The sequence below is a fragment of the Bacillus sp. OTU2372 genome (assembly GCF_038440275.1).
GTDB classification, from domain to species: domain Bacteria; phylum Bacillota; class Bacilli; order Bacillales; family Cytobacillaceae; genus Neobacillus; species Neobacillus bataviensis_B.
Genome location: NZ_JASATK010000025.1, coordinates 38328 through 61949, shown reverse-complemented (window position 1 = coordinate 61949; position 23622 = coordinate 38328). Strand labels below are relative to the sequence as shown.

At 38.5% G+C, this 23622-nt stretch carries 24 protein-coding genes and 1 pseudogene; 8 read left to right on the top strand and 17 right to left on the bottom strand.

Features of this window, described 5'->3' with window-relative positions:
* Positions 1-464: 464 nt before the first annotated feature.
* Both AAHB15_RS25350 and AAHB15_RS25345 read left to right on the top strand, forming a co-directional pair.
* Positions 465-614, top strand: a pseudogene (locus tag AAHB15_RS25350) (spore coat protein); the annotation flags it as partial.
* Between the two features lie 151 nt (positions 615-765).
* Positions 766-2718: a translation factor GTPase family protein gene (locus AAHB15_RS25345; RefSeq protein WP_335572277.1), complete on the top strand. Its 1953-nt coding sequence runs from the start codon at positions 766-768 to the stop codon at positions 2716-2718.
* Positions 2719-2804: 86 nt separating this feature from the next.
* Here the strand turns inward: AAHB15_RS25345 and AAHB15_RS25340 are convergent, their stop codons facing one another.
* The 5 genes from AAHB15_RS25340 to AAHB15_RS25320 all read right to left on the bottom strand — a co-directional run bounded on the left by AAHB15_RS25340 (position 2805) and on the right by AAHB15_RS25320 (position 7027).
* The gene (locus tag AAHB15_RS25340) at positions 2805-2978 is read right to left on the bottom strand and encodes an asparagine synthase (RefSeq protein ID WP_098533576.1); all 174 of its coding nucleotides are present in this window, start codon (positions 2976-2978) and stop codon (positions 2805-2807) included.
* 114 nt (positions 2979-3092) lie between these two features.
* On the bottom strand, positions 3093-4073 hold the full coding sequence (locus AAHB15_RS25335; protein WP_144566860.1) for an aldo/keto reductase: 981 nt from the start codon (positions 4071-4073) through the stop codon (positions 3093-3095).
* Between the two features lie 168 nt (positions 4074-4241).
* Positions 4242-5450: an MFS transporter gene (locus AAHB15_RS25330; protein ID WP_342043591.1), complete on the bottom strand. Its 1209-nt coding sequence runs from the start codon at positions 5448-5450 to the stop codon at positions 4242-4244.
* A 448-nt stretch (positions 5451-5898) separates the two neighbouring features.
* Positions 5899-6387, bottom strand: coding sequence for a GNAT family N-acetyltransferase (locus AAHB15_RS25325; protein WP_144566862.1), 489 nt, complete (start codon positions 6385-6387; stop codon positions 5899-5901).
* A gap of 208 nt (positions 6388-6595) precedes the next feature.
* A complete protein-coding gene (locus AAHB15_RS25320; protein WP_144566863.1) occupies positions 6596-7027 on the bottom strand; it encodes an RrF2 family transcriptional regulator in 432 nt (143 codons plus the stop codon).
* 197 nt (positions 7028-7224) lie between these two features.
* Here AAHB15_RS25320 and AAHB15_RS25315 point away from each other — a divergent pair, with 197 nt between their 5' ends.
* A complete protein-coding gene (locus AAHB15_RS25315; RefSeq protein ID WP_144566864.1) occupies positions 7225-8109 on the top strand; it encodes a sulfite exporter TauE/SafE family protein in 885 nt (294 codons plus the stop codon).
* Between the two features lie 63 nt (positions 8110-8172).
* Here AAHB15_RS25315 and AAHB15_RS25310 read toward each other — a convergent pair whose 3' ends face one another.
* Positions 8173-9204 carry a DUF3231 family protein gene (locus tag AAHB15_RS25310; protein ID WP_335572280.1) on the bottom strand — a complete coding sequence of 344 codons (1032 nt, stop codon included), beginning with the start codon at positions 9202-9204 and terminating at the stop codon, positions 8173-8175.
* 111 nt (positions 9205-9315) lie between these two features.
* The gene (locus AAHB15_RS25305) at positions 9316-10470 is read right to left on the bottom strand and encodes a serine hydrolase domain-containing protein (RefSeq protein WP_335572281.1); all 1155 of its coding nucleotides are present in this window, start codon (positions 10468-10470) and stop codon (positions 9316-9318) included.
* A 137-nt stretch (positions 10471-10607) separates the two neighbouring features.
* On the opposite strand from AAHB15_RS25305, the gene AAHB15_RS25300 reads away from it, so the two are divergent.
* Positions 10608-11036, top strand: coding sequence for a DUF2383 domain-containing protein (locus AAHB15_RS25300; protein WP_342043590.1), 429 nt, complete (start codon positions 10608-10610; stop codon positions 11034-11036).
* A gap of 106 nt (positions 11037-11142) precedes the next feature.
* Here AAHB15_RS25300 and AAHB15_RS25295 read toward each other — a convergent pair whose 3' ends face one another.
* From AAHB15_RS25295 to nirB, 5 genes are all read right to left on the bottom strand, one after another.
* Positions 11143-11511 (bottom strand): Gp49 family protein, encoded by a 369-nt coding sequence (locus AAHB15_RS25295; RefSeq protein ID WP_335572283.1) that lies wholly within the window; start codon positions 11509-11511, stop codon positions 11143-11145.
* Positions 11512-11815: 304 nt separating this feature from the next.
* Positions 11816-12604 carry a uroporphyrinogen-III C-methyltransferase gene (cobA, locus tag AAHB15_RS25290; protein WP_342043589.1) on the bottom strand — a complete coding sequence of 263 codons (789 nt, stop codon included), beginning with the start codon at positions 12602-12604 and terminating at the stop codon, positions 11816-11818.
* 18 nt (positions 12605-12622) lie between these two features.
* Positions 12623-13465 carry a formate/nitrite transporter family protein gene (locus tag AAHB15_RS25285; protein WP_342043588.1) on the bottom strand — a complete coding sequence of 281 codons (843 nt, stop codon included), beginning with the start codon at positions 13463-13465 and terminating at the stop codon, positions 12623-12625.
* Between the two features lie 70 nt (positions 13466-13535).
* The gene (gene nirD, locus AAHB15_RS25280; RefSeq protein WP_144566871.1) at positions 13536-13865 is read right to left on the bottom strand and encodes a nitrite reductase small subunit NirD; all 330 of its coding nucleotides are present in this window, start codon (positions 13863-13865) and stop codon (positions 13536-13538) included.
* 17 nt (positions 13866-13882) lie between these two features.
* Positions 13883-16291 (bottom strand): nitrite reductase large subunit NirB, encoded by a 2409-nt coding sequence (gene nirB / locus AAHB15_RS25275; protein WP_342043587.1) that lies wholly within the window; start codon positions 16289-16291, stop codon positions 13883-13885.
* 274 nt (positions 16292-16565) lie between these two features.
* On the opposite strand from nirB, the gene AAHB15_RS25270 reads away from it, so the two are divergent.
* Entirely contained in the window at positions 16566-17447 is an 882-nt protein-coding gene (locus AAHB15_RS25270; protein WP_342043586.1) for an aminoglycoside 6-adenylyltransferase, read from the top strand.
* A 192-nt stretch (positions 17448-17639) separates the two neighbouring features.
* Positions 17640-18344: a polysaccharide deacetylase family protein gene (locus tag AAHB15_RS25265; protein WP_335572288.1), complete on the top strand. Its 705-nt coding sequence runs from the start codon at positions 17640-17642 to the stop codon at positions 18342-18344.
* A 14-nt stretch (positions 18345-18358) separates the two neighbouring features.
* Here AAHB15_RS25265 and pdxR read toward each other — a convergent pair whose 3' ends face one another.
* A complete protein-coding gene (gene pdxR / locus AAHB15_RS25260; RefSeq protein WP_335572289.1) occupies positions 18359-19768 on the bottom strand; it encodes a MocR-like pyridoxine biosynthesis transcription factor PdxR in 1410 nt (469 codons plus the stop codon).
* 114 nt (positions 19769-19882) lie between these two features.
* On the opposite strand from pdxR, the gene AAHB15_RS25255 reads away from it, so the two are divergent.
* Positions 19883-20284 (top strand): GNAT family N-acetyltransferase, encoded by a 402-nt coding sequence (locus AAHB15_RS25255; RefSeq protein ID WP_335572290.1) that lies wholly within the window; start codon positions 19883-19885, stop codon positions 20282-20284.
* A 63-nt stretch (positions 20285-20347) separates the two neighbouring features.
* Here the strand turns inward: AAHB15_RS25255 and AAHB15_RS25250 are convergent, their stop codons facing one another.
* The 4 genes from AAHB15_RS25250 to AAHB15_RS25235 form a co-directional block, all read right to left on the bottom strand.
* Positions 20348-21052, bottom strand: a complete 705-nt coding sequence (locus tag AAHB15_RS25250; RefSeq protein WP_342043585.1) for an SAM-dependent methyltransferase — start codon at positions 21050-21052, stop codon at positions 20348-20350.
* An 87-nt stretch (positions 21053-21139) separates the two neighbouring features.
* Positions 21140-21433, bottom strand: a complete 294-nt coding sequence (locus tag AAHB15_RS25245; RefSeq protein ID WP_335572292.1) for an antibiotic biosynthesis monooxygenase family protein — start codon at positions 21431-21433, stop codon at positions 21140-21142.
* Between the two features lie 112 nt (positions 21434-21545).
* Positions 21546-21752, bottom strand: coding sequence for a capping complex subunit for YIEGIA (locus AAHB15_RS25240; protein WP_335572293.1), 207 nt, complete (start codon positions 21750-21752; stop codon positions 21546-21548).
* Positions 21753-21754: 2 nt separating this feature from the next.
* Positions 21755-22663 (bottom strand): YIEGIA family protein, encoded by a 909-nt coding sequence (locus AAHB15_RS25235; protein WP_342043584.1) that lies wholly within the window; start codon positions 22661-22663, stop codon positions 21755-21757.
* Positions 22664-23044: 381 nt separating this feature from the next.
* Between AAHB15_RS25235 and AAHB15_RS25230 the strand changes: the two genes are divergently transcribed.
* Entirely contained in the window at positions 23045-23563 is a 519-nt protein-coding gene (locus tag AAHB15_RS25230; protein WP_342043583.1) for a DoxX family protein, read from the top strand.
* Positions 23564-23622 lie beyond the last annotated feature (59 nt).

The following is a 23622-nucleotide window of genomic DNA, read 5'->3' as shown; positions in this document are numbered from 1 at the left end:
TGTTTGTTGACGTTTTTGTTTGTTTAGTTTTCAAAGAACAATGTCGCCAAAAGCGACCGGAATACTATCTTATCGCATTTCTAATATTCTATCAATCATCAATTATTTCCAATTCTGATTGACTTACTCGCTTGTTTCAAGAGCGACTTTTTTATCTTAGCACGATTGATGCTTCAGAACAATAGGAAGTTATATCCAATTTAGTTCGTTCGTACACTCTATTGTCTACCAATACTTCGTAAGTTGATAATCTGTGTCTCACGAGCGAACTTTCATATATTAACATCCGAGTTGCCTGTATTTCAATAGTATTTTTTTCCAGCAATTAATAATACTTTCTGTTCTAACGGACCACAATTTTCTAAACATTTAACTCCACTAAACCGCTAAAGATAACTAGGTGTGAAAGGAGTGAATACAATGGTGACAACTTATATGGGACTTCATGAAACACATGAAATGACGCAATTAAAACACACGAACAAATTTCTAATTACATGATTTCAAAAGGTTACTATAAGCCGGATAATCTATCCAAACAATTAGAAATGGATATAACAGCTACACAAACAGCATTAAATTTACAACAACAACAACAACAGCAGCAACAATAATTTTTAATTAAATCATGTTAAAAGACCAAGTCAACAATATTGATTTGGTCTTTTTCTTAATGCTTTTTAAAGTTAAAAACTATTTTACGAAGTCCAATATTTCATTTGATATAATAGGGATAAGATGGCTAATAATGATTGAGGTGACAGCATGAAAAAAACGATTGGATTATTTGCCCATGTAGATGCCGGTAAGACAACGTTAGCGGAACAAATACTTTATCAGACAAAAGCAATTAGACAAAAAGGCCGGGTTGACCATAAGGATACCTTTCTCGATACGCATGAATTCGAAAAACAAAGAGGGATAACTGTCTTTGCCGACCAAGCGATGTTTACATATAATGGTTCAAACTACTACTTAATTGATACTCCTGGCCATGTCGACTTTTCTCCTGAAATGGAACGAGCTATTCAGGTAATGGACTTTGCCATCATCATTATCAGCGCGGTTGAAGGGATTGAAGGGCACACGGAAACCGTTTGGCGATTGCTTCAAAAACACCATGTCCCTACTTTCTTCTTTATTAATAAAGTGGACCGAGTTGGTGCGAATACAGTAAATGTAATGGAAGAAATTAGAACGCAATTAACCGAGGATGTATGTGATATTAACAACACATCGTTGCATGAAGACATGTGTGAAGAGTTGATTGAATTTCTAGCGGAACGTCATGAAGACCTGTTAGAAAAATATATGGAAGATGGTTATGAAGCTGAATTATGGTTCAATACAATGAAAACACTCTTTAATAACAATCATATTTTTCCATGTACATATGGTTCAGCCCTGCAAGGAGTCGGTATTGATAGTTTTTTAGAAAAATTGAACTTGTTAACCGAGGTAAACTATGACAATAATGAACCCTTTGCAGGAAGAGTCTACAAAATTCGCTATGATGAAAAAGGGACACGGCTAACGTTTATAAAAGCCTTGGCGGGCAGTTTAAAAGTACGAGAGGAAATTTACTATGATAGCGGAGAAGAAACGCTTTGCGAAAAGGTTACCCAACTCAGACTATACAATGGAACTAAATTTCAAACCTTAGACCATGTTTCTGCTGGTGATCTGTTTGCGGTAACTGGACTCTCTTCTGCTTCTGCCGGTGATGGTTTAGGTACTTTAAAGAAAAAAGCTCATTTTGAACTGATTTCAGCATTGAAATCAAAAGTAATTCATGATCCTATTCTAAACGTAAAAGAAGTTTTACGGTATTTTCAAATCCTTAACTCCGAAGACCCAGCACTAAATGTTACTTGGGAAGAACGAGCACAGGAAATTCATATTCATGTAATGGGAACAATTCAACTTGAAGTACTTCAACAAGTGGTTAAAGAACGGTTCAACCTTAACGTCTCGTTTGCTGAACCGGAAATCTTATATAAAGAGACGATAACGTCGGAGGTAATGGGTTATGGCCACTTTGAACCATTAGGCCACTATGCAGAAGTACATCTTAAATTAGAGCCAGCCGATAGAAATAACGGCATTACCTTCAAAAGTGTTTGTCATACCGATCACTTACCAGTTGGTACCCAGAACGTTATTCAAACGCACCTATTTGAGCGCGAGCATCATGGGATACTAACAGGCTCCCCTCTGACTGATTTAAAAATTACTTTAGTAACAGGACGAGCCCACAACAAACATACCTCTGGAGGGGACTTTAGAGAGGCAGCCTTTAGGGCTCTAAGGCAAGGATTAGAAAAGGCGGACAATATTCTGCTTGAACCATTTTACGATTTTAAAATAAAAATAGATTTAGATCTAATTGGGAAAGTGCTAAACGATATCCAGCAGGCACATGGCATATTTGAAGCCCCTGTTACCGAGGGGAATAAAGCTTTTCTTGCTGGACGAGTTCCGGTAGCAACCTTTATGAACTATGGTCCTGAATTCGCTTCCCTTACGCAGGGAAAGGGTACGATGAACCTCGTGGTTGGCGGATATTATCCGTGTCACAACCAAGAAGAGGTATTAGAAAAAAGACAATACAATAAGGAAGCCGATTCGGAGTACACGTCATCCTCTATTTTTTGTTCAAAAGGACAAGGATTTTCCGTACCTTGGGATCAAGCCGAGAATTATATGCATTGTTTATAGCTTTTATTTTCACTGTTGAATTTTTTCAGGAATACCATCTATTTAAAGAAGAAGGCGAGCAGATTTTACTGCTGCCTCCTTCTTTTTTAATGACGATGTTCAACAAGGTCGATTACACCCAACACAACGTGTGCTAAACCAAAACCGAAAACTGTGTTTGCGATCATTTTATTGGTTCCTCGTTTTTGCTTAAGAACGTAACCTGTAGCGGTTACAGCAGTCCCTAATGCAGTAGGAATTAATCCTTCACGTACGTTCATGTAATCTCCCTCCACATCATTGTTTTGGTGCATATTACACCAAACTTATTGTTTACTTCAGGGATAGGATTATACTTTAACGTTACGAAAGAAAAATTGATAGTTGTTTTAAGATTATCTAAAGCCCAAGACAGGATGAGGTACGTAGGGTTGTTCTAAAAAATCCAGCTCTTCATCTGTTAGTTTTACGGAAAGTGCTCCGACAGCATCCTCCAAATGAGTCATTTTAGTCGCACCAATAATAGGTGCGGATACAGGCTCTTTTTGCAATACCCAAGCTAGTGCAACTTGTGCCCGAGGAACTCCTCGTTTTGAAGCTAATTCTGCAACTCGGCTGACGACAAGACGATCTGCTTCAGCGGTTGCAGCATAAAGTGTTTTACCAAATTCATCTGTCTCCGAACGTGTTGTTGTTTCCTCCCAATCTCTCGTTAACTTACCTCGTGCAAGCGGACTCCATGGAATTACAGCAATTTTCTCTTCTTTACAAAGCGGCAGCATTTCTCGTTCCTCTTCTCGATACAAAAGATTTAAATGATTTTGCATCGAAACAAATTTGGTCCAGCCATTTTTCTCGGCAATATGTAACGCTTTTAGAAATTGCCATGCATACATGGATGAAGCGCCAATGTATCTGGCTTTCCCTGCTTTCACGACATCATGCAGTGCTTCCATCGTTTCCTCGATTGGCGTATCGTAATCCCAGCGGTGAATTTGATAAAGGTCTACATAATCAGTTCCCAGCCGTTTAAGACTATGATCAATCTCACTCATGATTGCCTTACGGGATAGCCCACCTCCATTTGGTCCCTGATGCATACGGCCATGGACCTTTGTTGCAATCACGATTTCATCTCTATTGGCAAAGTCTCTTAAAGCCCGTCCAACAATTTCCTCACTTGTGCCATCAGAATAGACATTTGCCGTATCAAAGAAATTAATTCCATAATCGAGCGCCTTTTTAATGATCGGCCGACTTTTTTCTTCATCCAGCACCCATTGGTGGTTACCTCGTTCTGGAACACCAAAGCTCATACATCCTATACAAAGACGAGATACATCCAATCCTGTATTCCCTAGTTTCACATAATCCATAGCGATTAACCTGCCTTCTTCTAATTAATTTTGAAACTCGGTGTAAAAAAATATGTATAAAATCTACTTATATAATACTCTATTCTTCGTAAAAATTCCCAGAATTAGCTAAAAAAAAAGAAGAGTTCCTACTATCACAGGACTCTTCTTTATCAAAAATTCTACTTACTATTTTCCAGAAACGGCTGGTCTCTTCATTTTCGTATTTAATGTACCAGCATTCCAGTACGCTGTTCCCATAGCAACCAACAATAGAGCCCCTGTCACAATAAATACACTGTAAACAGGGAAGATGCCACCAAGGAACCCGCCGATCATCGGTCCCACCATTCCTCCTAATTGGTTTGCCGTTTGACTTAAACTAAATGCTCTTCCCCGGAAATCCTCCGGAGTGGACTTTACAACAAGACCATTTAATGCAGGATACACGGCACAGAAGAAAATTCCGTAAACAAAACGAATCATCGAAAATCCCCAAATATGCGTAAAAACAATTTGTGCTAGTGTTCCAAGGCCGCCGCCAAGCAGCCCGATGAATAAAACACGTTGAAAGCCCACTCTGTCTGCCCATTTTCCCCAATACGGGGCAAATAAAGCACTGGCGATCCCCGGAAGAGAAAACACAACCCCTGCAAGGAACGAGGCATTTTCAGAAGAACCGCCCAATTTAACAATATATAGAGGAAGAACCGGTTCAATCGTCATTACCGAACAACTAGTCACGAGTGTGAGAATGAGCACTAATAAAAACGGCCGGTTATCTACTGCCACTTTTAAGTCCTCTTTAACCGATCCCTTCCCCTTACTTGGAGTAAAATTCTCCTCTACTACCCAAAAAATAATTAATAAAGTCGATAAACAAACAATGATTCCTGCACTCGCAAATGCCCAGCGATTACCCACTAGGTCCGCAATCCCTCCACCTAGAAGAGGACCAATGATTCCTCCTGATGCTGAAGCAGTGGAGATCATCGATAAGGCATACCCCACTTTGTTTCCAGGTGTATTAGTGCCAATTAAGGCAATGGCCCCTGGAATGAAACCACTTAATAATCCCTGAAGGATCCGCAGTGCTAAAATCTGATAAGGATTTGTCACGAAAGCCATTAAAGTATAAATGACAAACAGGACAAAACCAGCGCGGACAATCATTGGTTTTCTACCGTATTTATCGGCCATCCTTCCCCAAAACGGCGAGGCGAGCGCACCTGCAAAAAATGCGGAACTAAATAATAGCCCTGCCCACATTTCAGTATGTTCGTGGACACCAATTTGCAAAAGAAAAATCGGCAAAAAAGGGATGACCATGGAAAAACTTGCCGCTGTAAAAAAGACCCCAACCCAAAGTACCCATAAATTCCTTTTCCACAATAGCATGCTTATCCATCTCCCAGCGAAGCCAAAAAATTATTTTCATTTTTAATAGTGCCATCTTAACATAAAAATAAATTATTTTCACTCCCGAAATATTCGAACTAAAAAAGAATGAAGATTCAACAAAACTCGATTGTCCGAGACTCTACAAATAATAAAAAAGGGTCATCCGAGTTAACGGACCCCTCTCGATTTATATATTAGCTTTCTGATAACTTTTTTCTATCTGTTGCTTTTGGCGACTGTTCCAGCCACTGATTCTTGACCATAAAGTATGTCCAATCCTTGGCAAACTACTTTTATAAAAGGAAAAAAAATCCCCCCAGCCATTACGAGACCTGATTAATGCAAGGTCTCGTAAATGGACTGAGGGGATACTTCCTTTCTGTCTATCTATTAATTATTCGCACGAGTTTATGAAAAAGTTTCACCGTCTAACAACACTAAAAGCCTATTTTAATGGTTTAACCATGTTATACCATGTAACACCACCGTGTTCAGAGCTTGATACCCCTTGATTAACGTATCCATGTGTCTCATAAAAGCCAACTAAATCCTTTTTGCATGTTAGAGTGACCGTCTCACGATGTTTCTCTTTTGCATCTTTTTCTAAATTAGCCAGTAATGCTCCAGCAATACCTTGATTTTGATATTCAGGAGACACCGCTAACCCTAATACACTTTGATGTCCGCCAGTACGAGGGTTCACTTTGATCTCACTGAATAAATCATCTGTTATGTAAGGTGTCTCAATCACTGGTCCATTGATAAGACCCATAATTACACCTTCTACTTCCGCAACAAAGAAACTATCGGATATAGTCTCAATCCTCTTCTTAAAAGCTTCTTCTGTTGCTGCCTCTTCTTTTAAAAAGCAACGATTTTCTAAAACTACTAAATCAGCTAAATCTTCTTTTTTTACCATTCGTATTTGTGCCATACTGTTTTCCTCCAAAAATTGAACATGAAAACTAGATTAATCCATTTTACCGCTAGTTTTTAATCCAAGACAAGTGGATACTTCCCTTTTTTTACCGTCTGCACGTATTTCTTGGTATTATTAACACCTGCAAAAAGAAATACATAAAAATGGTTCCAAAAAAATATCCCTTCCGTTTAACGTACTGAAAGGGATATCTTTCATGCTTTTAAACTAGTTTATCGAGGGCATATCCGTTTCCATCCAATAAATCCTTTAAAGTCGTACGGTCTAATAGCTTCGCCACTGTATCCCGAACAAGAGCCCATAAAGGTTTTAATTGACAGCCCTCTTCCAATGGACAACTTTCGTAAGAGGTAATACTTACACATCCCATTGGAGCCAGCGGTCCTTCTAAATTCCGAATGACCTCTCCAATAATAATCTCACTGGGGTGTTTACTTAGCTTATAGCCGCCGTTCACTCCTCTTTTGCTTTGTACGTATCCATTTCTTTTCAACTGCAGCAGGAGTTGCTCTAGATAATTAATTGGAACTAACGTTTGATCAGAAATATCACCTATCGAAGTAAGGTTATGTTCATTTTTCCCCAAACAAATCAGTGCCCGTAAGGCATATTCTCCCCGGCTTGAAATTTTCATGCTAACTCTCTCCTTCTATATCTAGGCAATTAACCATTTTTACTCTAAAAAAGAACCCAAAATTTTGTCCTTTCATATCGTAGGTTAGAAACTTGATTGGATTAGTCGACAATTACAAAGAGTCTTATTCATTTAATGTCTCTTTTATTCCTTTTAACTAGTCTATTCAGGAAATATATAAAAAGGAGAGGTTTTTTATGAGGAGGTTAGTCGTACTTGCCCTAATTGGTTTGGCCGCACAGTTGGTTGATGGTTCCTTAGGGATGGCCTATGGAGTTACTTCCACTTCATTACTGCTTATGTTTGGAATCGCCCCAGCTGTTGCCTCAGCCTCAGTTCACATGGCAGAGGTTGTCACCACTGCCGCATCAGGAGTTTCTCACATTCGGTTTGGAAACGTAGATAAAAGCGTTGTCTATAAATTAATTATCCCAGGATCAATTGGTGCCTTTATCGGAGCTTGTTTTCTGGGCAGTATCCCTGGTGATATTGTAAAACCATATGTCTCCTTTTTTCTGTTCATGTTAGGAGTCTATGTCATTTATCGTTTTTTGTTTAAATTTAATCCAACCAGTAAATTGTCTGGAAAAGAATTAGGAAAAAAGCAGTTGATTCCTTTAGGGTTTATCGCCGGATTTTTCGATGCAACAGGCGGAGGCGGCTGGGGTCCAATTGCCACACCTGTCTTGTTAACCAGCAGTAAAATGGAGCCAAGAAAAGTGATTGGTTCGGTCGATACAAGTGAATTTGCGATTGCGATTTCCTCGACATTAGGCTTCCTCTTAACCTTAGGGTGGACTCAAATTAATCTTCAATGGGTGATTGCCTTAATGATTGGCGGCATCATCGCAGCTCCTATCGCTGCCTGGTTAGTCAAGATTATCCCTACAAACCTGTTAGGAACACTAGTTGGCGGAATTATTATCATAACCAATATAAGGACGCTTTTAGGGGCATTAGAAGCTTCACACATAATAAGTCTCTTCACGTATATAATTTTGGCCGTCCTTTGGCTAGCTGCAGTGATTAATGTAAGTCTTAAAATTAAAAGAAATAGCTATCAAAAACAATTAGCTGAGTAAACTAAAAAAGACCCATAATGAGTTTAATCGACTCTGATGGGTCTTTTGTCAATTACCATCTATTCATTTTCCCTCTTCGCCCATACCTTCCTTTTTCCCTTGGGAAAGTGCCCTGCGATCAGATGCCTTCGGGGGTTCTTCTAACCACCCGTTATCAATCATCAGGTTCATTCCATCCTCAGCAAATCTGATTAATTCACTTGAAAGACCAATATATTTTTCCGCTAGATCTCTCCTCGCCGTAACACTTAAAGCTGATCCATAGAAAGCAATCGTTACTTGGGTTGACAAGAGGATTTGATACATAATCCATTTATCTGAAAAAGGGGAGATGGTTGAGTTCGTTACTTGTGATTGCCACGATATCGGATAATTTAGTTTCTCTTCACGAAAAACTCTTTCAAATGTAGAGATGTGCTTATTTGCAATCTCCATCCCTCTTTTAATGTATTGACGAACCTTTTTAGATTCAGCCACCTGACTAAAACCAACCTTTAAAGCAACATGTTGGTGCATCTTATACAAATTAAAGGTTATATCACCGATTTCCATCCCAGTTAATGGACGCCTTGTCCCAAACCAGCCTGTTAAAAAGCTTTGTTGTTTAACAAAGTCAATTTGTTCAGGTGGACTTATGACAGGCGGCCGAGTGTAGATCCCTTTTGCCAGCATCGTGTTGATTGTTTTTTCAAAAAGGATCATTGTTTCAGTATTACAATCCATATGATATTTACGAAGATCAGCTCTGATCGAGTTACCTATTGAAAGAGCATATCCAGTTAGCCCTTGTAATGACATAATGTACATATAATAAAGATAGAAAGGATCTTGAAAAAGACGCGGGGCTTTTGTATGAACATCCTTTTCTGTAAAACCTTTGGGAATAGGATAATTTTCACCCTTAAAAAACTCTTTTGCTCTTTGAACATGTCTTTCAGCAAGCTCAAGAGAGAAGCTATAAATCTCTATAATATCTTTGTCTTCTAAATGCTCTAATGCATACTTGATAAAACAAATAGACATAGAATCAAACATATACTGAGTCCAAAGACTAGTTATTTCCGATGCAGTTAGTTGGATACGAGTTGGGTCCATTACATTCTTCCTTTTACCATTTATAAACCTATCTTTTCCATTTTGTTACAAAACTATTCCGGAATAATGTATAATAGGTAAAATGATGAGAATGCTAAAGATGTCACATCTTTACAGTGCTCCATAAATTACATTACGCAGTCTAGGCTGGGTATAGGTTTCAAAATTTGGCAGCAGCTGATGCATATACACAGCGGAAAGCTGCTCTTTTAGATCAATCATGACCCATGTTCCCGCCATTCCCATCCAGCCAAATTCACCAATCGAACTATTACTTCCTGCCAGTCCCGGATTCATCATCGTTCTTACACCAAGACCATAGCCATAACCTTTTAAGTGCTCCCAGTTGAATGAAGGAACTTGCTCGGGCTGGAGATGATTCATGGCCATTAACTCTACCGTTTTTCTCCCAAGAATACGTTCGCCCTCCAGAGTTCCACCGTTTGCAAGCATATGGGCAAAACGGCTGTAGTCCCTCAAAGTGGACAACAAGCCTCCCCCACCACTTTCATTCAGGGTTCCAGATTGATATTCCGTATCCAGTCTACTATTTTTCTGCAAAGTGCCTGGTTCTTTCCAATCATACAAGCTGCTTAAACGGGCCTTCTTATCCTCAGGAATCTTGAAAAAGGTATCTTCCATTGAAAGCGGTTGAAAAATTTCTTCCCGCAAAAATTGTCCAAATGATTTGCCTGACACCACTTCAATCAATGCTCCTAGCACATCATGACTTAGACTGTATCGCCATTGTGTACCTGGATCAAAGGCTAACGGGATAGTAGCTAAGGCTTTAGATAGCTCTCTAACGGTAAAGGTACCCTTTTTTCGTAAATCATTTATTGCTTTATTGACTTGTCGTTCCGTTTCATTAGATTCTCCTTCGTACGTTAACCCGGAAGTCATTGTGAACAGGTCTTTGACTCGAATAGATTTTGCTGCAGGTGTTGCATAAACTTCCCCACTTTTACCTTCACGGTATACTTGAGGATTTTTAAATTCGGGAAGATATTCCTCGAGCGGATCCTCTAATAAAAATAATCCCCGTTCATAGAGCATTAAGGCTGCTACACAGGTAACCACTTTAGTCATCGAATATATGCGGTATATAGTATCTGGTGTAATAGGTTTCTCGGTATCCAAGTCTGCATAACCAACATAGTCTTCGAATACTTGTTCATTTTGATGATAAACAGAACATGCACATCCCACAGGTCCTTTTTCTACAAAACTTTTTAATAATGGTCGTAAATGCTCAATCGGTTTCATTGTACATCTCCTTTTGGTAATCATTTACTATAATAATAACTTATTTATTTGTATATTAATAGATTTATTAATTACCTTCTTTTTTTAGAATACAATGAACTCACCAATACCATAATAGGAAAAAGGAAGTGACTTTTATGACGAGCGAGACTATTATTGAGGAATTGAACACGTTACTAAGAGGGACCTATATGGGTATACGTTCAATTGAACACTACATTCAAAAAGTGGATGATGATTATGTAAAAAAAGTCTTTCAGTCCATGCAGCAGGAAATCAAGATAGATGCCTTGAAGTTAGCCGAACGAATTCAAGACTTGGGTGGTGTCCCCGCCAATGATGAGGGATTCTCAGGTTCGATGCACAGCTTTATGCATAAACTCACGCTTTCATATGAGACTGATCCTATCTTAGAAGACGCGATACATGGTTTCGAAAAATATGGCGTTCAATATTCAGAGGAGTTAGTTAGAGGTGACTTGGATCCAAAGAGCCGACAGTTAGCAGTAGAAGTGATTGATAACAACCGCAAACATGCTGAGATTTTACGAAATCATTTAATCTAACACTGGAAGACCATCCTAAAAGATGGTCTTCCTATTAAAAATTAGTTCTTAATTTCTTCTTTCTTAACATTAGATTATAAAAAAACTACCAAACCTTATCTAGGTACTATACTAAATACGCACCTAGTGCAACCATGGCCTTTTTCAATGCTTGTTCATAGGCTTTATCCTTGCCAATTACCATACGAAAATCAGCTTTGTCTCGCACCGTTGAACGTCCTTCTACTTCATAACCATTTTCAAAGATTAACAGACATATAGTTGACTTATCGCTCATCCGATGGAACTTTTTCTCAACAATCATTTCTTCGAGCTTCCTCCGTTTATCATCTTTGAGCTCTGCCATTCTGGAGTACTGGATTACAACGTGGTCATAAAAATGGTTGTTTTTGCATTTTACGAAAAGGAGTTTTTCACCAGTTTCTTTCACTTGATTAATCTCTCCACATTTTGGACAAATGCTTTCAATTAACATTCTACCCACTCCCTTTAAATTGAACGCACGCCGTCTTCGATATAATTTAATACATTATCACATATAGTATAGTGTCCATGGATACGGTAAATGACATTTTAATGGAAATTTAATCTATAGTAAGACTGAGTTAAGTTATAGGGATGAACCGCTTCAGTATTCCATTTTTATAAAAATTTCACCTTTACAAATTATTTTTTACTTTCGTTGATCTGGGTAGATCACTTTTAAAAATCATGCCAAACTTATATACAAAAATAGAGGAGAAAATCTATTTCGATTCTCTCCTCTACACAACTACCTATTACATTGCAAGTACTTCTTTACTTGTTACAATATCAGATACCGGATCCTTGCACTGTAACGAAAGCAATCTCTCGCGGAACCGGACCACTTCACCTACCACAATCATGGCTGGGTTCTGCACGCCTTCTTTTTCAACAACGGAACCAATTGAACTCAAGGTTCCTGTAACAGTTCGCTGCTCTTCCCTCGTCCCCTGCTCAATTACCGCAACAGGTGTTTCTTCATCTTTCCCATGGCTAATCAGTTGCTGACAAATATAAGAAAGGTTGCCAATCCCCATATAAATCGCAATCGTATCAACCGCTTTTCCCAAGCTTTCCCAATCAATGTCGGTAGGTTTTCCTTTGGAGCAATGGCCTGTTACAACAGCAAATGAATTGCCATATTCCCGGTGTGTAATCGGAATCCCCGCATACGCTGGGGCCGCAATCCCTGCCGTAATACCGGGAACCACTTCAAACGGAAGACCATTTTCCGCTAAGGCTGCGGCCTCTTCACCACCCCGTCCAAATACAAATGGGTCTCCACCTTTCAAGCGAACAACTGTTTTTCCCTGGCTCGTAAATTGAACTAACAAATCATTAATGATTTCCTGTTTCATGGTATGATTTGTCGGTTGTTTTCCACAAAAGATAATTTCACAATCTCGCTTTGCTTCCCTTAGCAAATCACTATTCACCAGACGATCATAAAGAATGACATCTGCCATTCGGATGCATTTTAGTGCTTTTACCGTAATTAATTCCGGGTCACCAGGACCTGCTCCAACGATATAGGCCTTCCCCATATAACCGCCCCCTTACTATTACCGACTTGCTGCTGATTTCTCTGTTTTTGATACTTCCAAAATCATCTTTGACGCTGTTTTTCTATGTGTTAAGTACAAGGCTAAACCTGTAAATAGAAATCCTCCAACAAGATTTCCAACCGTTACTGGAAGTTGATTCCATAACAGCCAATCAGCTAATGTCACGTGTGCACCAAGCATCATTCCGGCTGGTATAACAAACATATTGACAACCGCGTGTTCAAACCCTTGTGCAAAAAAGATTAAGATTGGCAGCCACATGGCTGCAATTTTTCCGCCGACCGACTTAGTGGTCATGGCCATAACTGCCCCCAGAGTAACCATCCAATTACATAACATTGCTTTTACAAAAACAACAATTAATCCGTCTGTGCCGAGGTTCTTGTAACCCAATGTTTTGGTTTCCGCTACAGCAATGATTTTCGCTGCGACTGGGTTGTTATTTACATGCCCCAGTTGAGTAATAGCAATGATATATAAAAGTGCGTAGATAATGCTTCCTAAAATATGTCCAACAATCACCCATAACCAATTCTTTATCATCTGACCGACAGTAGCCTTTTTCCCCAAGACAGCCACTGGAAGGAGCGCAAAACTTCCGGTTACCAATTCTAGCCCGAGTAGAATGATAATCACAAAGGCGGCTGGAAATAGCACTGCCCCAACAATCCCCATTCCTGTCTGCACTTCAGCTGTAAAGGCTAATGTGGTACCGAATCCAAGCAGAGCACCAGAAAGCGCTCCTCGGATTAATAAATCACTAACAGGTAATTTTGCTTTGGCTTCCCCTGACTGAATCATACTCTCAATTACTTGATTAGGACTAACTAATGACAACATCTTCACTCCTTTCGTAATGCAGAGAGTATTCTCTACTTAACCGAGTGTTACCCCATTTATCCGATAGTATTTACTTCTCTTCATCTACTAAAATAAACACTTGATCTTCAATAACCTCTACGGGGAAGGATTTGACACATCCTATATCAGGTGCTTGAACTTTCCCATCGGTTACGCAAATTTTCCAGTCATGCATTGGACAAAATACAAACTCTCCGCTGACGATACCCTCCGCAAGGACGCCCCCTTTATGAGGGCATCGGTTTTCAATGGCGCGAATGTCTCCATTCTCTAATCGAAAAACGGCAATTTCCGTATTGCCAATAACGGTTGTTTTTCCTAATTTTCTCGGCATATCTTCTGTACTTCCTATAAAAACGCGTCTAATTGTCTCTTCCATAAAATGCAACTCCCCTTCTATTTAACACCTGTTGGAATTTTTACCGTCTCATAAAGGTCTCTTAAAAGTGTTTTATTCTCAATGGCTTCCTTCCATGGGTCTTGAACAATCGAAAGTGCCTCTTCAATACGGAAGTTCAACATTTTAACAGTTTCAGCATCCGAAAGGACTTCCCTTATATGATCTAGTCCAAGTCGGTCCACCCAGGCAGAAGTTCTTTCTAAATAATTAGCTGTTTCACGATAATACTGGAGGTATGCCCCGATCATTTCGACAAGCTCATCATCCGTTTTGAACTTGAATAACAAATCACCTGCACGAAGATGGGTACCGCCATTTCCACCTACATACATTTCCCATGCCCCATCCGTACCAACAACGCCAACGTCTTTAATCCCGCTTTCGGCACAGTTCCTTGGACAAGCGGAGACCGCCATTTTAACTTTATGAGGAGTGTTTAAGCCTTCGAATTTCTTTTCCAATCGGATTCCTAAGCCAATCGAATCTTGTGTACCAAAGCGGCAGTAACTTTCACCAACACAAGTTTTTACAGTTCGAAGTCCTTTCGCATATGCCGATCCAGATGGCATATCAAGTTCTGCCCAAATCTTCGGTAAATCCTCTTTTTTCACGCCGAGTAAATCAATTCGCTGACCACCAGTCACCTTGATGGTGCCAACTTGGTATTTATCGGCAACGTCCGCAATTTTTCGTAAGTCATTAGACGTCGTTACTCCGCCATACATTCTCGGTACAACTGAGTAAGTGCCATCCTTTTGGATATTGGCATGCAGCCTCTCATTTACAAAGCGTGCTTCTTTCTCATCCTGATACTCCGTTGGATAAATCATTCCAAGATAGTAATTTAGAGCCGGCTTACACTTGGAACATCCATCTGTTTTCCAACCTAAGACATTCATAACTTCACGGATATGTGTCAATCGCTTCGCACGAATTTCTTCTACAATTTCATCGCGGGATAATGTTGTACAGCTACAAATCGCTTCTTTTTCATTTGCCTTAAATTGGTCACCTAGTGTACAGGCTAACAAATCGGCCACTAATGATTTACAACCGCCGCATGAACGGGAAGCACTGGTGCAGCCCTTTACTTGGTCGACCGAAGTTAAACCTTGAGTTCGAATCGCTTCAACAATGGTACCTTTGCTGACACCATTACAGCCGCAAATGATTTCTTCATCGGCCATCTCAGCAACAAGACTAACCTCTGACGATTGACTTTTTGAGGTCTCTAAATACTCCTCGATACTTGCACCTTTTTTAATGAGACTTAAGAGTTGATTCCCATCCTTTGTATCGCCAAACAGTACAGCGCCAGCGATTTTCCCATTTTCAATTAGAACTTTTTTATAAACCCCGCTCCAATCATCGTACATTTTATATACCTTTGTATCCTCATCCTCATTGATTTTTCCAGATGAGAATACATCAACACCGGATACTTTTAGCTGAGTTGAAAGGACGGAACCCTGATAACCTTCCTCCTCTATTCCGCAAATCCGCTTTGCTAACACTTGGGCCTGCTGATAAAGGGGTGCTACTAAGCCATAGGCAGTACCGCGATGTTCTGCACATTCCCCGACTGCATAAATATCAGGAGTATCCGTTTCTAAATAATCATTCACGACAATTCCGCGGTTAACCGATAGTCCGGCTTTTTGAGCTAATTCAATATTGGGTTTAATTCCAACCGCCATGACAACTAAATCAGCTTTAATCTTACTGCCATCTTTAAATTTAATGCCTGTTACATGTTTCTTACCGAGGATCTCAGCGGTATGTTTTTCTAGTAGAAAATTCATCCCCTGTTTTTCTAGTTCCTTTTGTAAAAGTTTCCCTGCGGTACGGTCTAATTGTCGTTCCATCAAGTAGTCGAAGATGTGAATGACGTCGACTTCCATCCCTAGATTTAATAATCCACGAGCGGCTTCAAGTCCAAGTAGTCCTCCACCAATAACGGCAGCCTTTTTATATTGTTTTGAATATTCAATCATTTGTTCGCAGTCTTTGATATTCCGGAAGGCTGTAACGCCTTCTTTATCTGCCCCTGGTAAAGGCAGCATGAACGGATTCGATCCGGTTGCAATGATCAATTTGTCATACGGTTCGATTCTTCCTTTATCAGTCATAACCACTTGTCTTTCCTTATCAATGGAAACAACCGTTTCCCCGGTAAAAAGAGTGATTCCGTTGTCCTCATACCACTGATCGTCATTTAATGTGATATCCTTAACGGAAGTACCTCCTTGTAAAACCGTTGATAACTGAATTCGGTTATAGTTTGGATATGGTTCACTTCCAAAAATCGTAATTTCAAAATCTTCCCGGTTAAGTTTCAGCACTTCTTCAATGGCACGGACCCCTGCCATTCCATTTCCTACAAGTATTAGTTTTTGTTTAATCAAGTGTAATTCCCTCCCTAAACTGTTGCATGTGTATTTTATATCACGATGGGAGCTTTAATAACATGAGTTTGGAAGGTTTTCTGCCATACTATTTTTATTGCATTAACTCTCTAAAGCAAGGTGAAATTCAGTCACAATAAGGCTGATAACGATTACATTTTTTGTTAAAATTTTTTTGAGAAAATTGAGACTTTGAACACAGTGTAAAAAAATTAAGAGGAATTATCACTTTAAAAATAGAAATAGTGATTAAGTGGATGACGAGGTGAAAAACATGCGAACGGAAAAAGAAATGTATGAGTTAATGATGTGCATCGCACAAAAAGACGAGCGAATACGAGCCATATATATGAATGGCTCACGGGCCAATCCAAATACTCCAAAGGATATTTTTCAGGATTATGATATTGTCTTTGTGGTGACTGAAACATCTTCTTTCATTAACGAGGTTAACTGGATTGATATTTTTGGAAAATTAATCATGATTCAAGAACCCGATAAAATGGACCAGCTTGCAGGCAAGGAAGTGGACTTTGATAAGTCGTATGGCTATTTAATGCTGTTTCAAGACGGAAATCGGGTCGATTTACACATTGAAACAAAGGAAAGAATGTTAGATAACTATAAGAACGATTCCTTAACGAAACCCCTTTTGGATAAAGACAACATCCTTCCCAGTATCCCTGCCCCTTCAGACAAAGATTATTGGACTAAAAAGCCTAGCGAGCCAGGCTTTCTGAATTACTGTAATGACTTTTGGTGGTGCCTGCAAAACGTGGCAAAAGGAATCTGGCGTGATGAATTACCTTACGCAAAACAGATGTTTGAAATGTATATCAGACCTAGATTAGATAAAATGGCTGCGTGGTGGATAGGTACGAAACATGATTTTCAAGTATCGCCAGGTAAGATGGGAAAGTACTTTAAACAATACTTGCCTGAATCTTATTGGGGAATGTATGAACAGACGTATTCCGATCATGACTATGAGCACTTTTGGGATTCCATCTTTGTCACCTGTATTTTATTTAGAGCTTTAGCGAAAGAAGTAGCGGACCAGTTATTATTCACCTATCAAGATCAAGACGATATCAATATGACTCAATACCTTCAACACATTAGACAGCTGCCAGCGGATGCCAAGAGAATTTTCTAGAAGGAAATCAGCATTTCACAAAAAAGGCACAGCTATTTATCTATAAAAGGTGAACCGAATATTATTGTAGTAAAATCTCCAAATGCTATAAGGATACGAATATTTTTGGTATCTCAATGAAACATCAGTATTATCAATGAGATTCAAACCTTTTTCCTCGATTAAATATTCAGTAATAAGAGAGGCTTATCTATGAAAAAGAAAATAATATTAATTGGAACAGGAGTTTTGTTCGTATTCCTACTATTGTTTGGCACTTATAAATTAATGAATTCAAGAACATTCCAGTTGTTTGGTGGACTAACCAATCAAGTAAACACCAATCAAAAGGTAGTCGCTCTAACCTTTGATGATGGGCCCACCAATAATGTTAAGGAAATTCTACGCTTGTTAGAGCAATATCACGCAAAAGGGACCTTTTTTCTAATCGGTAATGAGATTGAAAAAAATCCGGAAGAAGCAAAAAAGATTGTTAATGCGGGTCATCAACTTGGAAATCATACTTATTCCCATCAGCGAATGGTTTTTAAATCCCTATCTTTCATCAGAGAGGAAATAGAAAAAACAGACCAACTTATTAGAAAAGCAGGCTATAAAGGTGAAATTGATTTCCGGCCTCCCAATGGCAAAAAACTTGTAGGATTACCTTATTACTTATCAGAGAATAATAGGGATACAATCACTTGGAATTTAGAGCCTGACACCTACTACTCTTCTACAACGAATAAAGTCAATTATGTAAAAAAGAATGTAAAGCCTGGCTCGATTATCCTGATCCATCCCATGTACGATCATACGGACGAAGAACTGAAAACTGTCCAGGGGATATTACAATCATTAGCTAAACAAGGATACAAATTCATTACAGTAAATGAGCTTCAAAAATTGAAGCAGTAAAAAAAGCTTGGAATTTAACCTAAGTTCCAAGCCTTTTTCAATAATTGGATACCTTCTTCTATTTCACTCTCCGTTAACCCGCCAAAGCCCAATAGAATCATTGGACTTTTATCTGACATAGCCTGCTGAAAATAAACAGAAGTTGGATAAACTTTCACTTTAAACTCCTTAGCACTTTCAATTAATTGTTTTTCCGACATAGCATTTTGAACACGTAATAATATGTGCAAACCTGAATCATCACCAATAATGGTGGTATGGTCACCCAAATATTTCTTAATGGAACTGATCAATGTATGTTGCCTTTTACGGTAGACCGTTCTCATCTTATTTAGATGTCTCTCCCAATGTCCCTCTTTCATAAATTGCCATAGTGTATGCTGATGCAAACGAGAAACTGTCTGCTTATAAAGGGAAAAGTGATCGTTATACTTTTGAAGTAAGGTTTGTGGTAACACCATATAGTTAATCCGAATCGAGGGAATCAACGATTTTGAAAATGTGCCTAAATAAATCACTTTATCGTTAGGGTCTAATCCTTGCAAAGAGGGAATCGGTTTTCCTTTATAGCGGAATTCTCCGTCATAATCGTCTTCAATAATGTATCTGCCGTTTCCCTCCGCCCATTTTAATAATTCCATTCTTCTCGTAATGGGCATGACCATTCCAATTGGAAATTGGTGAGATGGGGTTACATAGGTTATTTGTGCGTGACTATTGGTTAAATGTTTCATGCTAATTCCGTCATCATCCAGAGGGATGGGTATCAAGGAAACACCTTGGTCCTTAAAGGCCTCCCTTGTTCGATGATAGCCTGGTTCTTCCATTGAAAAAATAGCATCTCTCCCAATAATTATTGTTAATAACCCAATTAAATATTGCGTTCCTGCGCCTACAATAATTTGTTCTGGTACACACCTTACTCCTCTTGATTGATATAAATATTTCGCAATTTCTTCCCGAAGCGGGTATTCCCCTAGGCGCTCACCATTTAAGAAAAATGAACTTTGTTCTTCATAAAGACTTTGAATAGTAAGCCTTCTCCAAGTGGTATAGGGAAAATGTTCTAAGGCAATTCGTCCATGGCTAAAATCGACAAGATACGAATCACTTTCCTGTTTATGAACCTTTTTACTGATGGTTGAGACTTTGTTAGGGGTTATAATCAGATCCTGTTGTATTTCTTTTACAAAGATCCCCTTTCTCGGCATACTCTCGACGTACCCTTCAGCCAATAATTGTTGGTACGCAGTTTCCACCGTATTTTGACTCACTCCAAGATGTTGAGCTAGTTTCCGTTTCGATGGAAGCATGACACCATTTTTAATTTTCCCACTTTGTATTTCTCGTTTTAAATATTGATAGAGTTGCAGATATAACGGTTCTCCACTTTTTTTCTCTAAAAATAAGGTGATTTCAATCATCTATGGCCCCCTCTTACACTAACTGGCATGTTTAAATATATTATAACTGACCCTTTTGGGCATATCAGCTTTTAATTATAATCAAAAATATAAAAGTTGAAGGGATGGAGAAATATGTCAGATATAAACTATAAGTTGAATGCAAAAATCAAAGCTACAGAATTATCAAGTGTGTTTAAACTGTCAGGACTTAAAAGACCTTATGAAGATTTACCGCGACTAGAAAGTATGATTGAGAATTCCGATATCCTCATTACAGCTTGGGATGATGATAAACTTGTAGGAATCGCTAGAGCGATTACAGATTTCAGCTACTGCTGTTATTTATCTGATTTAGCGGTTGATCAGGAGTATCAAAATCGGGGTATTGGCAGGGAATTGGTTCGGTTAGTACAAGAACGGATTGGTGAAGAAGTAACTTTATTGCTGCTGGCCTCCCCAATTGCGATGGAATATTATCCACATATTGGATTTGATAAGGTTAACAATGGATATATTATTCCTAGAAAAAAATAAGTAATTAAAGAAGTGGCATATATTCTGCCACTTCTTTTTCCATTAAGTAATTTGTTTATGTTACTAGCTTTTAATAATCCTTAACATCGAGTTAGCATTTTTTTGAAATTTATAGGGTACCTTCACTTCATCAACAACGCAGCCTTGAATAGTAAGATATTCTATTACTTTATCTAAATGTTCATAACGTTTACCTTCTAGATCCACTAACGGGAATATGCGAATCTCCTCTTTAGTAACTCTCAATAACTCATCTAGCGTTTTTAGATGAAATTTATAATCTAACCGGTCTGCATACATAAATAGAAAATGTGCAGATAATAATAAATCAAATTCTTCATCGTTAAACGGTAAAGAGGGTAATGTTACTGGAACGTAGCTTTCACTGGATTTCTTCATATGGTTTGTACAATCTTTTAGTGCGGATAAACGATGTTTCTTAAGGTCTTCCACATCTTTGAAGTAATTCCAAATATAATTTCTCTTCGATTTTTCCATCTGCTCCATTGCATGTTCAATGTCTTGAAGGCCTTTATTTTTCAAGTCATCAACGGAATAATAATAAGCGATGTCACAAGCTGTTACCTTCAAACCGTTTTTGCTCCCAACTGCTGTAAAAGAACAGGCCCCTGCGGGACAATCCAATAGTTTCTTTCCCTTAAGTTCTTCATTTGAAAGAGAAAACATATCTATATACTCTTCAAATGTGCGTCCGATAAAGACAATTCGTTCCAACTCTAATTTCATATTCTGCTCAGCTCGACTCAACCTAACTCACCTCGTTAAAAGAATAAGGTTGATTTTAACACAAAACTTGGAAATATTAACCTATAAAATTATTAATCTGCACTGAGATTAAAGGCGGATTTGTTCAAAATGTTCAACGGTTGGAAATGGATCATAGAAATGATGTAATAATCTTTTCCATTCTTGATATTCTTTTGACTCCCGAAATCCTACTGTATGATCTTCTAACGTTTCCCACTTAACCAAAAGTAAATACTTGCCCTCAACTTCTAAACAACGCTGTAATTCGTGAGATATGTATCCCTTTATAGAAGAAATAATTTCCGATGCTTGCCTGAATACTCCCTCAAATTCCACTTCCATACCTTCCTTTACTTGAAGCATGGCTGCCTCCAAAATCATGTACTCTCCCCCTAAATAAATTTTTAATCTGCCTATAAGTTAACTTGTCTTACTTATGTATTCATAATAAAGCCTTTATCTTAAATTACAAGATAAAGGCTTTAATCATTTCTTATCCTCTTATAACCAAATAATCGCCTGACGTCATCTTCACCACATCCGCCTTCAGTGCCTTAGCAATGTCAGCTGTCATTGTTTTTTGCTCTTCCTCATCACTAGCCAACAGGGTCAGTTGTTTCCCCCCCAGGATTCGATCCTTATTCATCGTCACAAGTGCGAGGACATCATAATTCACTTTGGTACCAGCTTCGCGTCCCACCGTTATTCCCTCCCCACCATATTCGATTTCATGACAGCAGGACTTTTCTTACTGCTTTCAAGAAGCGGGGTTTTCTTTACTACTTCAATTAACCCATCAATATCATTTATAATCGGCACTAAAGCGATGACCACTCGGCCATCATTAAAATCTCGCCGGGTAAAATGATATCGCTTTACACCTAAGGTTTTTGTCGCTTCAAATAGCGCTGCCTGCCTTTGGCCAAAGTTCTCAAGGGTGACACGAAAATGCTCTTGCTTAGGAAAGATGACCACCGCTCTACCTTCCTCTTGAAACAACTTTGAGGCATTTTCAGTACCTAGCAGATTTGTAACGTAAATTCCGTCCACAAACAGTTCATGATTCTTGACTTCGATTTTTCCTTCTTTTACCTCAGAAATATCACCAATTGTTTTTCCTTTTGAAAAACGTTTCAAGACATAAATAAGAATAAAACCAACGATGGCTCCGGAAATAATATTGATTAAGCTTGATTTACTATCGACAAGTTGAATGGTAATTGCGCAGCCTAAAGCAACAAGCAGGGAAAAATAATTTCTGGACTCAAAGGTTTTTGATATACCATCAATATAAGCGTCACCACGATAGGCAAATTCGGTGTTTTCTAAGTCTTTTAAACTTTCCCTTTCAGATTTTCTAACATCTCTAAATTGCTGGATGGCTAAGGTTAAAAATGTCACGGCAATAAAGTTTTTCGTCATTAATGCGGGGATCGCGACAGCTCCTAAAGCTGCTGCAACAAAACCTAATACTAAATGGATTAAGTAACCATTAGGATAACTTGGATACTGTCGGAAATCTTCTTTAATTGTGATTAAACGTGCCACCGTCCCAATAATTAGAGACGTTACAATCAGAATGACCTGATCCCTTTCTAACGGACCACCCAATGCAAATCCCCCCATTTTGCAATTTTTTATTATTGTTAGGAGATTTTCGAAATAATATTAATAAACACAAAGGAAATTTTTGAGAAAACATTATTTCCATAGTTCTAGAAGCAACTTCTCTAACTATTTATAAAATAAATGAAAACATTGAACAAATCCTTGTAAGAATTTATAAAGTTAATAGATTATTAGGAAACAGGCTGCCCCTCTTTTTTTAGTGTTGGTCTGTCATTGTTTGTATTACAAAAGCTTCGTTCAAATTTCCGTCAAATCATTTTAAACAAATTGTGAATTTATTCACTTATCCATGTTTTATACCTTCAAAAGGTATATATTATAACCATAAAGAACAAAAACAAAAAAAGAAGGGCGGAATCATTTATGTTTAACAAATTTTTAAGAGAAAATAAAATAGCAGCAGTTATCCTAACTGTTTTGCGCTTATATCTTGGTTACTCTTGGATCACAGCAGGAATTGGAAAATTAACTAGCGGCGGATTTGATGCTTCTGGATTCTTAAAAGTAGCGATAGCAAATCCAGTAAAAGGCCCAGACGGTGCAGTCGTATTTGGCTGGTATGTTGACTTCTTAAAGCACATTGCTCTGCCAAACGTTGACATCTTCAACGTCATTGTACCTGTTGGAGAAACTTTAATCGGCTTAGGCTTAATCTTAGGATGCTTAACAACTACTGCCATGTTCTTTGGTCTAGTGATGAACTTCTCTTTCTTCCTAGCAGGAACTGTATCCCATAACCCAAGAGACATTTTCTTAGGCTTCATTATCCTAACAGCAGGCTATAACGCTGGTAGAATTGGTTTAGACCGCTGGGTGGTACCTTTCTTCAGAAAAATCGCTAAAAAAGAAACTGGTGACGTCAAACATAAAGTCAACGCATAACTGCTCTAAATTAAAGAGCTGCCATTGGCAGCTCTTTTTTTATCTGTTTCAATTAAAAA

Coding starts and splice junctions, on each gene's coding strand:
- AAHB15_RS25340 (WP_098533576.1), bottom strand. CDS start 2,978: ATGAACGTACGTGAAGGATTAATTCCTACTGCATTAGGGACTGCTGTA.
- AAHB15_RS25295 (WP_335572283.1), bottom strand. CDS start 11,511: ATGTTAATTGAAAGCATTTGTCCAAAATGTGGAGAGATTAATCAAGTG.
- AAHB15_RS25310 (WP_335572280.1), bottom strand. CDS start 9,204: ATGGACCCAACTCGTATCCAACTAACTGCATCGGAAATAACTAGTCTT.
- AAHB15_RS25335 (WP_144566860.1), bottom strand. CDS start 4,073: ATGGATTATGTGAAACTAGGGAATACAGGATTGGATGTATCTCGTCTT.
- cobA (WP_342043589.1), bottom strand. CDS start 12,604: ATGGGGAAGGCCTATATCGTTGGAGCAGGTCCTGGTGACCCGGAATTA.
- AAHB15_RS25255 (WP_335572290.1), top strand. CDS start 19,883: ATGTCAGATATAAACTATAAGTTGAATGCAAAAATCAAAGCTACAGAA.
- AAHB15_RS25265 (WP_335572288.1), top strand. CDS start 17,640: ATGAAAAAGAAAATAATATTAATTGGAACAGGAGTTTTGTTCGTATTC.
- AAHB15_RS25300 (WP_342043590.1), top strand. CDS start 10,608: ATGACGAGCGAGACTATTATTGAGGAATTGAACACGTTACTAAGAGGG.
- AAHB15_RS25330 (WP_342043591.1), bottom strand. CDS start 5,450: ATGCTATTGTGGAAAAGGAATTTATGGGTACTTTGGGTTGGGGTCTTT.
- nirD (WP_144566871.1), bottom strand. CDS start 13,865: ATGGAAGAGACAATTAGACGCGTTTTTATAGGAAGTACAGAAGATATG.
- AAHB15_RS25325 (WP_144566862.1), bottom strand. CDS start 6,387: ATGGCACAAATACGAATGGTAAAAAAAGAAGATTTAGCTGATTTAGTA.
- AAHB15_RS25285 (WP_342043588.1), bottom strand. CDS start 13,465: ATGTTGTCATTAGTTAGTCCTAATCAAGTAATTGAGAGTATGATTCAG.
- AAHB15_RS25345 (WP_335572277.1), top strand. CDS start 766: ATGAAAAAAACGATTGGATTATTTGCCCATGTAGATGCCGGTAAGACA.
- AAHB15_RS25230 (WP_342043583.1), top strand. CDS start 23,045: ATGTTTAACAAATTTTTAAGAGAAAATAAAATAGCAGCAGTTATCCTA.
- AAHB15_RS25315 (WP_144566864.1), top strand. CDS start 7,225: ATGAGGAGGTTAGTCGTACTTGCCCTAATTGGTTTGGCCGCACAGTTG.
- AAHB15_RS25270 (WP_342043586.1), top strand. CDS start 16,566: ATGCGAACGGAAAAAGAAATGTATGAGTTAATGATGTGCATCGCACAA.
- AAHB15_RS25305 (WP_335572281.1), bottom strand. CDS start 10,470: ATGAAACCGATTGAGCATTTACGACCATTATTAAAAAGTTTTGTAGAA.
- AAHB15_RS25320 (WP_144566863.1), bottom strand. CDS start 7,027: ATGAAAATTTCAAGCCGGGGAGAATATGCCTTACGGGCACTGATTTGT.
- pdxR (WP_335572289.1), bottom strand. CDS start 19,768: ATGATTGAAATCACCTTATTTTTAGAGAAAAAAAGTGGAGAACCGTTA.
- AAHB15_RS25245 (WP_335572292.1), bottom strand. CDS start 21,433: ATGATTTTGGAGGCAGCCATGCTTCAAGTAAAGGAAGGTATGGAAGTG.